The sequence below is a fragment of the Pseudomonas sp. Hp2 genome, from assembly GCF_006386585.1.
Lineage (GTDB): Bacteria > Pseudomonadota > Gammaproteobacteria > Xanthomonadales > Xanthomonadaceae > Pseudomonas_S > Pseudomonas_S boreopolis.
Window position 1 is genome coordinate 153,246 of sequence record NZ_VAHJ01000004.1, and the last position, 10,628, is coordinate 163,873.

The 10,628-nt window shown below is 70.6% G+C and carries 9 protein-coding genes; 3 read left to right on the forward strand and 6 right to left on the reverse strand.

The features are described 5' to 3' along the window. Positions 1 to 162: 162 nt before the first annotated feature. The 3 genes from FD678_RS13740 to fabV all read right to left on the reverse strand — a co-directional run bounded on the left by FD678_RS13740 (position 163) and on the right by fabV (position 3,340). Positions 163 to 492 carry a YXWGXW repeat-containing protein gene (locus FD678_RS13740; protein WP_140724615.1) on the reverse strand — a complete coding sequence of 110 codons (330 nt, stop codon included), beginning with the start codon at positions 490 to 492 and terminating at the stop codon, positions 163 to 165. Between the two features lie 278 nt (positions 493 to 770). Further along, complete coding sequence (locus tag FD678_RS13745) at positions 771 to 1,847, reverse strand: HDOD domain-containing protein (RefSeq protein ID WP_140724618.1); 1,077 nt, start codon at positions 1,845 to 1,847, stop codon at positions 771 to 773. 284 nt (positions 1,848 to 2,131) lie between these two features. Beyond that, positions 2,132 to 3,340 (reverse strand): enoyl-ACP reductase FabV, encoded by a 1,209-nt coding sequence (gene fabV, locus FD678_RS13750; protein WP_140724621.1) that lies wholly within the window; start codon positions 3,338 to 3,340, stop codon positions 2,132 to 2,134. Between the two features lie 331 nt (positions 3,341 to 3,671). On the opposite strand from fabV, the gene FD678_RS13755 reads away from it, so the two are divergent. Then, on the forward strand, positions 3,672 to 4,085 hold the full coding sequence (locus tag FD678_RS13755) for a host attachment family protein (protein WP_140724624.1): 414 nt from the start codon (positions 3,672 to 3,674) through the stop codon (positions 4,083 to 4,085). Positions 4,086 to 4,095: 10 nt separating this feature from the next. Here FD678_RS13755 and FD678_RS13760 read toward each other — a convergent pair whose 3' ends face one another. Continuing rightward, positions 4,096 to 4,698 (reverse strand): hypothetical protein, encoded by a 603-nt coding sequence (locus tag FD678_RS13760; RefSeq protein WP_140724627.1) that lies wholly within the window; start codon positions 4,696 to 4,698, stop codon positions 4,096 to 4,098. 632 nt (positions 4,699 to 5,330) lie between these two features. On the opposite strand from FD678_RS13760, the gene FD678_RS13765 reads away from it, so the two are divergent. Both FD678_RS13765 and FD678_RS13770 read left to right on the forward strand, forming a co-directional pair. After that, positions 5,331 to 7,328, forward strand: a complete 1,998-nt coding sequence (locus tag FD678_RS13765) for a bifunctional 2',3'-cyclic-nucleotide 2'-phosphodiesterase/3'-nucleotidase (protein WP_140724631.1) — start codon at positions 5,331 to 5,333, stop codon at positions 7,326 to 7,328. A 173-nt stretch (positions 7,329 to 7,501) separates the two neighbouring features. After that, positions 7,502 to 8,311: an EcsC family protein gene (locus FD678_RS13770; protein WP_218569726.1), complete on the forward strand. Its 810-nt coding sequence runs from the start codon at positions 7,502 to 7,504 to the stop codon at positions 8,309 to 8,311. 424 nt (positions 8,312 to 8,735) lie between these two features. On the opposite strand, the gene FD678_RS13775 is transcribed toward FD678_RS13770, so the two are convergent. After that, positions 8,736 to 10,070: an acetamidase/formamidase family protein gene (locus tag FD678_RS13775; RefSeq protein WP_140724634.1), complete on the reverse strand. Its 1,335-nt coding sequence runs from the start codon at positions 10,068 to 10,070 to the stop codon at positions 8,736 to 8,738. 176 nt (positions 10,071 to 10,246) lie between these two features. Next, positions 10,247 to 10,579, reverse strand: a complete 333-nt coding sequence (locus FD678_RS13780; protein ID WP_140724637.1) for a YegP family protein — start codon at positions 10,577 to 10,579, stop codon at positions 10,247 to 10,249. Positions 10,580 to 10,628 lie beyond the last annotated feature (49 nt).

The window sequence follows — 10,628 nt, forward strand, 5'->3', positions numbered from 1 at the left end:
CAGGCAAGGGACAGGGCGGAATGGGAGGGACGGGTCATCAGGCGCGGCGTGCGGTGCGCCGGCGGCCGGGGCCGTCGGCGCGATGGAGCGGGACCGCATCCTGCGGAGGCTGGCGGAATCTAGCGCGATCGGGTGGCGGTTGCATGACAACCGCGGCAACGTTCAGCGCACCCAGCCGCCGGGGACGAACCACCAGTTGCGGCCACGGTGTTCCCAATGCGCGGGGCGGTAGTAGTAGCCCACGCGCACCGGTTCCCAGTAGCCGTCCACCCAGACGTGGCGGCGCACGGGGCCATCCCAGCGCCAGTAGCCCGGGGCCCAGACGTAGCCGGGACGGGGCGGCGGCACGCGCACGTAGTACGGCGGCGGCGGCGGGACGCCGACCACCACCTCGACGACGGTGCGGGCTTGCGCTTGCGGAACGAAGGCGGCGCCTGCGGCGGCCAGGGCGAGGCTGGCGCTCAGGGCGAGGGGGCGGAAAAGGCCGTTCATGGGGTGTCTCCGTCGATGCCGTCGGGGACGGCGGGCCATGCGGAGAACGTGGAGTGGTTTGCGGTGTTGACGGTGGGGATCGGGCGGTTCAGCGACGGGTGGTGTTGCGGTGGGCGGCGGTTGTGTTCGGGCTGGATTGCGTTGGCTTTAGGTTCCCGCAAGGCCGGGCGTCCTTCTCGCGCGCGAGCCGAAGCGGGCTCGTTACTTTTCCGAATCCCGAATCCCGAATCCCGAATCCCAGCCTTCCTCGAGCCCGCCGGCCGCGAGGGTTGGTCCCTTCACTCTATGTTCGGTGCGACCAGGCGCTTCCACAGCCGTGCATTGGCGTCGGTGTCGGGTTCCAGCGCGGCCAGTTGCGCCAGTGCGTGTTCTTCGGTCTCGGCGCCGGTGCGTACCAGGATCGCGAGTGCGGCGGCCATGCGGCCGTAGCGCAGGGCGGTGCCCAACGGCGTGGCGGGGGCCACGGCGTCGCGTTCGGGGCGTTGTTCGTCGAGGGCCGCCGCGAGGGCTGGCGGCATCTTCCAGCCGATGGCGATGGTGCGCGCGGTGACGGCGGTATAGCGGTCGACCAGGGCCGCGGCCACGCCCAGGTCGGGCTCGATGCCGGGGCGGCTGGCGTACTCGTCGCGCAGCACGCGCATCGCCACCACCGCGCCGAGGCCGTGCAGCAGGCCCACCAGTTGCGCCGACAGCGCATCGCCCCGGCGCCGGCGCGCGTAACCGGCGGTCGCCGCGGCGCTGCGCAGCGCGAAATCCCATACCGCCGCCGGGAGGCGATCGAACAGGTAGCCGTCCAGGTCGAGCACCGGCTGCATCAGCGCGGTGGCGACGATCTGGCGCACGCCTTCGGTCCCGACCTGCACCACCGCGCGTTCGAGGTTTTCCAGCGGCTGGCCCTGCGGGCGGTAGAGCGCGCTGTTGGCGATGCGCAGCAGGTTGGCGGCGAGCGCGGGGTCGCGCGCGATGATCGCGGCGATGTCGCGCCCGGAAGCATTGGGGTCGTTCACCGCGCGCATCAGCTGCGGCAGCAGGTGCGGACGGCGCGGCATCTGCTGGGGGCGCACGTCGAGGCGATCGAGCACGTCGCCGGCGGCCGCCAGCACGTGGGCCTGGGCCTCGTCCGGGCACGGCGACTCCTCGGCCAGCGCGGGCGTGTCCATCACCGCCGCGTACATGCGCCGCAGCAGCGGCCGCAACGGGGGCGGTGCCGGCCTGGCGAGGGTGGGCGGCGGCGGGGGCCCGGCGTCCGTTCCCGCGGATCCGGCCGATGCCTCGTCGCGGCGCCGGCGCCGTTGCCACCACAGCAGCAGCACGACGGCAAGGACGACGGCGATCGGCAATAGCGCAGGAATCATGGACGGTCGGGCCAAGGAGCGTGCGTACTATCCGTCGTGCAGGCCGGGATCGGCAATGCGCGTCCGGCATGCGCCGGGTGGCGCGCCTCCGGGCGGACATGCCAGGCGTGCGCTGCTTGGCGGGAGCGGTGCACGCCGCGCTGGCGCCCGCGGCAAGCCTTGCCGCGGCCCGTGCCATCTCCATGGCACCAGGCATGCTCCCCGTGGACGCGGGATCCGGCGGCCTTCGCGCCGATCGGGGGCGGGCCGCGTCCCCGCCCGCGCGGGGACGACGGCGGCGTCGATCAAAGCTCGATGACGTCGAACTTCACGTCCGGGTCGACCTCGGCGTCGTAGTCCACATCGTCGCGCTCGAAGCCGAACAGCTTGAGGAACTCGTGCTTGTAGCTGGCGTAGTCGGTCAGCTCGAACAGGTTCTCGGTGGTGACCTGCGGCCAGATCGCCTTGCACTCGGCCTGCACGTCCTCGCGCAGCTCCCAGTCGTCCAGGCGCAGGCGGTTCTCGGCGTCGACCTCGCCCGGCTGGCCGTCGGCGCGGTACATGCGCTCGCGGAACAGGCGGTCGAGCTGCTCGATGGTGCCTTCGTGCAGGCCCTTGGCCTTCATCACCTTGAAGACGATGGCGATGTACAGCGGCAGCACCGGGATCGCCGCGCTGGCCTGGGTAACCACCGACTTCAGCACCGCCACGTTCGCCGCGCCGCCGCCGATCGCCTTCAGGCGCGCGTCCAGGCGCCGCGCGGTGGCGTCCAGGTCGGCCTTGGCCTTGCCGAGCGCGCCGTGCCAGTAGATCGGCCAGGTGATCTCGGTGCCGATGTAGCTGAAGGCCACGGTGCGCGCGCCCTCGGCGAGCACGCCGGCCTGCTCCAGCGCGTCGATCCACAGCTGCCAGTCCTGGCCGCCCATCACCGCGACGGTGTCCTCGATCTCCTGCTCGGTGGCCGGCTCGACCGTGGCCTGGACCACCTGGTCCTTGTTGGTGTCGATCGCGCTGGAGGTGTACGGCGCGCCGATCGGCTTGAGCGCCGAGCGCTTCACTTCGCCGGTGGACGGCAGCTTGCGCACCGGCGAGGCCAGCGAATAGACGACCAGGTCGACCTTGCCGCCCATCTCGTTCTTGATCAGCTCGATCGCCTTGGCGCGCACCTCGTCGGAGAACGCGTCGCCGTTGATCGAGCGCGAGTACAGCCCGGCCTGCTTGGCGTACTTGTCGAAGGCGGCGGCGTTGTACCAGCCGGCGGTGCCGGCCTTCTTCTCGCTGCCGGGCTTCTCGAAGAACACGCCGAGCGTGTCGGCGCCGAAGCCGAACGCCGCGGAGATGCGCGCGGCCAGGCCGTAGCCGCTGGAGGCGCCGATCACCAGCACCTTCCTGGGACCGTCGTTGCGCACGCCCAGCGCGCGGGTGGCGGCGATCTGGTCGCGCACGTTGAGGTCGCAGCCGGTCGGGTGCGTGGTGGTGCAGATGAAGCCGCGGACCTTGGGATGGATGATCAAAGCGGTTGCCTCTCGGTTTTCAAAGCGCGCGGCATCTTAAGCCCAGAGGCGCGGCGCGGCCACGTTCGCGGGCGTATGGCCGGAGCCGGGGCGGAGATCCCGGGAAGGACGGAGGCCTTGCGGGAGGGACTGCGGTCCCGGCGCTTGTGCAGCAAGCCCGCCGGGACCGAAGTCCCTCCCACGAGAACCATCGCGGCCGGCCACGGAATGCGTGCACGAGTCTTCCCCGCAGCGCGCTGGCGGACGGGATAACGCGATGCACACGTTTGTTCCTCGCCCCGCTCACATCGGCTGGCCTACCGTCGAGGGTCAACCGTAACGAGGAAACCCCATGCCGCAGATCCCCGAAGGCACCTTGGTCGTCGTCGCCGACGGCGGCTCCGCCCGCGTGTTCACCAACGTCGGAAGCGACCACCGGCTGGTGCTCAAGCAACAGGAGGAACTGCAGGTGCAGGCCCTGGCCGAACAGGGCGTGATCGGCCAGGGGCCGGCCGGCGCGATGCCGGACGGGATGAGCATCGCGCAGTTGAACGAGGCCACCTTCGCCAAGCAGCTGGCCGAACAGCTCAACGAGGACGCGCTGAACAACCGCTACGCGCACCTGGTGCTGGTGGCCGACCCGCAGACGCTGGGCCGGATCCGCCCGCTGCTGCACAAGCAGGCGCAGCAGCGGCTGGTGATGGACCTCGCCAAGGACCTCACCAACTCGCCGCTGGCCGATATCGAACGCGCGCTGTCGGCCTGAGCGGCACGCCTCACGGCGGGACCGGCACCGGCAGCGGGGCCGGCTGGTCGGTCGGGGCGGGGATGGGCAGCAGCAGTTCCGCGTCCGCCGGCGCCTGCGGCAGGACCGGCACGCGCGCGGGATTCTCCGGATAGCGCCTGCCGTCGTAGGCCAGCCGGGCCAGCCCCGCAGGCTTGATGCCGACCAGCAGGTCGCGCCAGCCGTTGCTGCGCGAGCGTGCCGCATACAAGGGCGCGCCGGCCGGGCCGATCTGCGCGACCACCTTGTACAGGCCGGTGGGGTCCGGCGACAGTACGAACACCGAGCAGCCCTCGTCGGTGCACACCGCCGGGCCGATCACCTCCACCACCACCTCGTCGTGCCCGTCGTCGTTCAGGTCCACCGCCCGGGCGAAGTAATGCAGTTCGCCGTCGGCCGGCGCGAACAGCGACGCCAGCGCCTTGATCGCCGCCTCCGGGACCATTGCGTCCTGCGCCTGGACGCGGGCGGCGAAGGTCCCGCCGGCGGGCTCGCCGGGCGCGTCGCCGGTGGACGAGGACCCTGGCGCGGGCGGATCGCAGGCCGCCAGCAGCAAGGCACAGGCACAACCCTGGATGACATCGCGTGCGCGCATCGGCGCCTCCTCCCCCCCTGTAGTGGCTTCCGTTCTAGCGTAGTGGACGTGTAGGCCGGGTCGGTCTCCGCCGTCGGTGCCGCCGTCCCCTGCCCGCGTGCCGAAGCGGCGCGGACGCTCATGGTAGGCGTTGGATGCCATGGGAGGGGCAAGGCGGGCGAAGATGACGATGGACGGATGGCTGCCGGGCGACGCAGGAACGTTCCGCAGGAGCGGTGCAAGCCGCGACGGGACTTTGCCGCCACCTTCGGCATCGGCCTCGGTCATCGTTCCCATCCCGTCGTCCCCGGGCAGGCGGGACCCAGCGCCTTGTGGCAATGGCTCAAGGCGCTGGTTTGCGCCCTGGCCTCGCGCATAGCGCTCCGGCGTTCAGCCAGGTGCGAGCCGATGGCTCACAAGCAACCCGGCTTCACCCCTGCCTGCGCGGGGACGACGGGTCCTCGAGAAAGTTTCGGGCTGATGCAACCTCGCCATGGTTCTTGTGGGAGGGACTTCAGTCCCGACGGGCGGTACCGATGAAGCGTCGGGACCGAAGTCCCTCCCACGATCCTTGCGGTACCGATCCGGTGACGGCGTACGGAAACACCGATCTGCTACCGTTCCCGCACTTTTCCCAAGCCGTTGCCGTCGCCATGCCCGCATCCCCGATCCGCCCCTCCCTGCTCGCCCTGGCCGCCACCGCCGCGCTCGCCGGCTGCGCCTCCGCTCCCACGGCGAAGACCGCCCTGGCCGACGGTGCGCAGGCGCGGGTGGCGATCCTGGAGACCACCGACGTGCACGCCAACGTGCTCAGCTACGACTACTACCGGCAGCGCGAGGACAAGACCGTCGGCTACGAGCGGGTGGCCACGCTGATCCGGCAGGCGCGCCGGGAATTCCCCAACACCTTCCTGTTCGACAGCGGCGACACCATCCAGGGCAGCGTGCTGGCCGACTACCAGGCCAAGGTCAAGCCGGTCGGCTGCGACGAGGAGCTGGCCATCTACAAGGCGATGGACGCGATCGGCTACGACGGCGGGACCGCCGGCAACCACGAGTTCAACTACGGCCTGCCGTTCCTGTCGCAGGTGACCGGCACGCCGATGAACGTCGATGGCGGCCGCAGCGACCGCTGCGCCGGCCCGGCCTTCCCGCTGGTGCTGAGCAACGTCTTCAGCGCGCGCGACGGCGCGCCGATCTTCAAGCCGTGGGCGGTGGTGGAAAAGCCGATCGTCGTCACCGACGCCGACGGCACCTCCCGCCAGGTGCCGCTGCGCGTGGGCATCATCGGCTTCACCCCGCCGCCGATCCTGGAATGGGACAAGCAGAACCTGGAAGGCAAGGTCACCGTGACCGGCGTGGTCGAGGCCGCCAAGCGCTACCTGCCCGAGCTGCAGGCGCAGCATCCGGACATCGTGGTCGGCATCCTGCACGGCGGGCTCAACACCGCGCCGTACACGCCGGACATGGAGAACGGCGGCTGGCACCTCGCCGCCGTGCCGGGCATCGACGTGCTGCTGCTCGGCCATTCGCACACCGAGTTCCCGGGGCCGCGCTTCGCCGGCATGCCGGAGGTGGACAACCAGCGCGGCCTGGTGCGCGGCAAGCCGGCGGTGATGGGCGGCTTCTTCGGCAAGGACCTGGGCGTGATCGACCTGAAGCTGGTGCGCAAGGACGGCCGCTGGACCGTTGACGCCGCCGCCAGCCAGAGCCAGGTGCGCCCGATCTGCAAGGGCAAGGACGACTGCGTGCCGGCCGACCCGGCGATCGCGCCGCTGGTCGCGCAGGCGCACGCCGCCGCCCAGGCCCACGTCAACACGCCGATCGGCCGCAGCGAGATCGAACTGAGCAGCTACTTCGTCGACCAGGGCAACAGCACCGCGCTGGCGGTGGTCAACGCGGCCCAGCGCGACTACGTGCTGCGCGAGCTGCCGGCGGCGCGCCCGGACCTGGCCACGCTGCCGGTGCTGTCGGCGGCGGCGCCGTTCCGCACCGGTTTCGGCGGTCCCGACGACTACACCGACGTGCCGGCCGGCGAGCTGACCCTGCGCAGCGCCGCCGACCTGTACTTCTATCCGAACACGCTGGCCGCAGTGAAGGTGGACGGCGCCGGGCTCAAGGCCTGGCTGGAGCAGTCCGCCAGCCGCTACGCGCAGGTCGATCCGGCCAAGCCCGGCGAGCAGCCCTTCATCAACGAGCGCTACGTGCCCTACAACGCCGACCAGCTGCAGGCGCCGGGGCTGGCCTACACGATCGACGTGAGCAGGCCGCAAGGGCAGCGCATCGTCGCGCTGACCTGGCAGGGCAAGCCGGTGACGCCGCGGCAGGCGTTCGTGGTGGCGACCAACAACTATCGCGCCAGCGGCGGCGGCAACTTCCCGGGCCTGGACGGTTCCAGCGTGGTGTTCCCGGCGCCGGACGGCGTGCGCGAGATCGTCGCGGCCTGGCTGCAGAAGCAGGGCACGCTGCGCGCCGCCGACCTGCCGCCGCGCGCCTGGCGCTTCGCCCCGGTCAAGGCCAAGGGCCCGCTGAGCTTCGGCTGCGCGCCGGGCAAGCTCGACGTCGCCCGCGCCGCCGGCGTGGACAGCGTGCGCGTGCTCAAGGACAACGGCGACGGCACCGGCACCTGCGCGATCGACCTGTCGCGCTGAGCCGATTCAGGAAGGTTGTGGGAGGGACTTCGGTCCCGACGGGCTCTATCGGTAAAGCTCATCGGGACTGAAATCCCTCCCACAAAAAAACCACATCGCGCTGGCATGACGGAACGTGAAGCTTTGCCTGCCTATGATCGGTGCCCTGGCTTTCGAACCCGAGAGGTGACGCCGTGACCGAACCGCTGCCGATCCCGGTGATGGACGAGTCCGCCCTGCGCGATCTCGCCACCGCGCGCGAACTGCTGGAGAACCCCGGCCTGGCCGCGCAACTGGCCAACTACGTGGGCGCGCCGATCGAGAGCCTGATCAACAAGCGCCTGCCGAAATCGGTCGCGCAGCGCATCGACGCGATCAGCCGGCGCGCGCTGCAACTGTCGCTGCGGTCGGCGCTGCTGACCCTGCGCCGCGACAAGCGCAGCGCAGGCACCGGCCGCCATCGCCTGGCGGTGATGTTCACCGGCGCCGGCGGAGGGTTCTTCGGCCTGCCCGGCCTGGCGGTGGAACTGCCGCTGACCACCACGCTGATGCTGCGTTCGATCGCCGCGATCGCGCGCGCCGAAGGCGAGCGGCTGGACGATCCGGAAACCGCGCTGGCCTGCCTGGAAGTGCTCGCCCACGGCGGCCCCAGCCGCGGCGACGACGGCAGCGAGTCCGGCTACTTCGCGGTGCGCGCGGCGATGGCGCAGCAGGTCAACGCCGCCGCGCGCCACATCGCCGCGCACGGCCTCGCCCACAAGGGCGGCCCGGCCCTGGTGACGCTGCTTTCGCGCATCGCGGCGCGCTTTTCGGTCAACGTCAGCGAGAAGCTCGCCGCGCAGGCGGTTCCGCTGGTCGGCGCCGCCAGCGGCGCGGCGCTCAACATGCTGTTCATCCGCCACTTCCAGGCGATGGCACGCGGCCACTTCACGATCCGGCGGCTGGAGCGCCGCTACGGCGAGATCGCGGTGCGGCGCGCGTACGAGGCGATGCCGGCCGGCTGACCTTCGTCACCTCGTCGCGAATCGCAGGCGCCGCTTTTTGTGGGAGCGGCTCTGGGTGGCCCAGGGCCATCAGCCGCGATGGGGCTTTCCCCGCAATGGATAAGGAAGAGAGAGTCTTTGTGGGAGGGACTCAGTCCCGACAGGCTTTCCCGGTGAAGCCCGTCGGGACTGAAGTCCCTCCCACAGGAATGCTTGTAGGGAGTACCTCGGTAGAACCCATCGCAGGCATGGCTTTTGTGGGAGCGGCTCTGGGTGGCCTAGGGCCATTAGCCGCGATGGAGCTTTCCCCACAATGGATAGGGAAGAGAGTCTTTGTGGGAGGGACTTCAGTCCCGACAAGCTTTCCCGGTAAAGCCTGTCAGGACTGAGGTCCCTCCCACAAAAACGCTCCTGCAGCCGCGCCTGCGAGGGATGGCAGCGTCGATCACAACGCGGGCCGGTCGTCGCGACCGGCTTCCACGCTGACCACGCGCCGCGATGCCGGCAACAAGGCCTTGTCGATCTTCGCCGCCACGCCGACGCTGCGGCCGGCCAGGTTCGCCACCGAGTAGCGCGCCGCGCTGCCCAGCACCTGGGCCGCCTGCGACAGCGTCATGCCGTAGTCCTGCTGCAGCCACGCGATCATGCCGCCGCTGGCGGCCTTGAGCGCTTCGTCGAGCGAGCCGGCCTGGCCGAGCGCCATGACCTGCGTGGCCGACTCCACGCGAGGCATGGCGATCGCCTTGCCCTTGATCAGCTCGACCGAGAACGTCACGTCCATCGAGGTCTCCAGCGCGTACTGGCTGGTTTCGCCATCGCCCTGCAGCGCATGGGCATCGCCCAGGTACAGCAGCGCGCCGGGTTGCTGCACCGGCAGGTAGACGGTGTTGCCCTCGACCACCTCGTTGAAGTCCATGTTGCCGCCGAAGCGGCCGGTGTCGCCGGTCGAGACCGGCGGCATGCCGAATCCCGGCGCGACCGCCAATCCGCCCAGCATCGGCTTCACCGGTACCTGGTAACCGGCCAGCGCGCCGTCGGCGTGTTCGGGCCGCGCGGTGCCGCGCATGCGGTCGAGCGTCCAGCGCACCGACTTGCCGAGTTCGCCGGCCTGCGCCGCAAGGCTGGACGGCAGGGCGCGCCCGACGACCGTATCCAGGCTGTCGGCGTAGTCGCGGTTCAATCGCAGCCGCCTCAGGTGGACGACGAGGGTGTCGCCGGGCGCCGCGCCGGCGACGAAGAACGGTCCGGTCTGCGGATTGCCGAACAGCGCGCGGGTGACGCCGTGCTCGTCCACGCCACCGGAATCGAGCGTCTTGGTCCGCACCGTGTCGCCGGGCCAAAGCACCAGCACCGGCGCGCGGTCCGCGTTCCAGGTGTTGGAATAATCGGTGGGTTGGAAATCGAGCGTGCGCGGCGCGCCCGCAGCGCGCTCCGGCAGACGCCATGCACTGAAGCGGTGCCGCGCCCGCGCCTGGCGATCGTTGGTGTCGGGCGCATCCACCTCGCCCTGCATGCGCTCGCCTTCGATGTCGGCGGTGTAGCGCGATACGCCGCCGTTGCGTTCGATCGCGCCGAACGCGATGCGTTGCCCGGCAAGGGTTCCTTCGACCCGGTCGCCATCGAGGTCGCCGCCGATGCGCGCGCCGTCGCGCTCGATGGTCAGCGTCGAGAACGCCGGGTTGCCCCACAAGTCGGTGCGGAGGATCCAGGTTTCCCCGGCCTGGAGCGAAGGAGCGACGAGCGACGCGCACAATGCGATAGCCATTGCTTGGAACTTCATCGCCATCTCCACCGAAAGCCGTCCGCATGGTGGCATGGCCCCGCTGGCCCGGCCGCAGTGCCGGATGTCACGTGGACGACCGGCCCGTATCCGGATGGGCCGCCGGAAAAAGACCGGCCCCGGCGCGATGGAGCCGCCGGGGCCGCCGCCCGTTCCCGCATGCCGCGCGAGGCGTGCTACGCGATCTCCTTCACCGTGGCGCTGGGCCCGTTGTTCTGCACCGAGGCGATGCCGCCGTCGCGCGCGGCCTCGCTGCCGTACATCTGGCTGGTGCCGATGACCTGGTGGTTGGCGGCCTTCAGGGTGAAATAGAACTTGCCGTTGCTGGCGGCCTTGCGCTCGTAGCGGGCCGGGTCGGGGCTGTTCTTCTGCACCGAGGCGATGCCGCCCTCGGCGGCGGCCCGGGAACCGTAGTGCTCGCTGCTGAGGATGGTCTCGGCGTTGCCCGCCTTCAGCACGAAATGGAATTCGCCCTTCGCGTTCTTGCTCAACTCGTACCAGCCAGCCATATGGGGCTCCTTGGATAAGGGGAAAACGATCCTGGGACGACATCGCCGG

Bases quoted from the DNA above. Each gene is read 5' to 3' on its own strand.
- FD678_RS13760 (WP_140724627.1), bottom strand. From the start codon at position 4,698: ATGCGCGCACGCGATGTCATCCAGGGTTGTGCCTGTGCCTTGCTGCTG.
- FD678_RS13780 (WP_140724637.1), bottom strand. From the start codon at position 10,579: ATGGCTGGCTGGTACGAGTTGAGCAAGAACGCGAAGGGCGAATTCCAT.
- FD678_RS13775 (WP_140724634.1), bottom strand. From the start codon at position 10,070: ATGAAGTTCCAAGCAATGGCTATCGCATTGTGCGCGTCGCTCGTCGCT.
- FD678_RS13745 (WP_140724618.1), bottom strand. From the start codon at position 1,847: ATGATTCCTGCGCTATTGCCGATCGCCGTCGTCCTTGCCGTCGTGCTG.
- FD678_RS13740 (WP_140724615.1), bottom strand. From the start codon at position 492: ATGAACGGCCTTTTCCGCCCCCTCGCCCTGAGCGCCAGCCTCGCCCTG.
- FD678_RS13755 (WP_140724624.1), top strand. From the start codon at position 3,672: ATGCCGCAGATCCCCGAAGGCACCTTGGTCGTCGTCGCCGACGGCGGC.
- FD678_RS13765 (WP_140724631.1), top strand. From the start codon at position 5,331: ATGCCCGCATCCCCGATCCGCCCCTCCCTGCTCGCCCTGGCCGCCACC.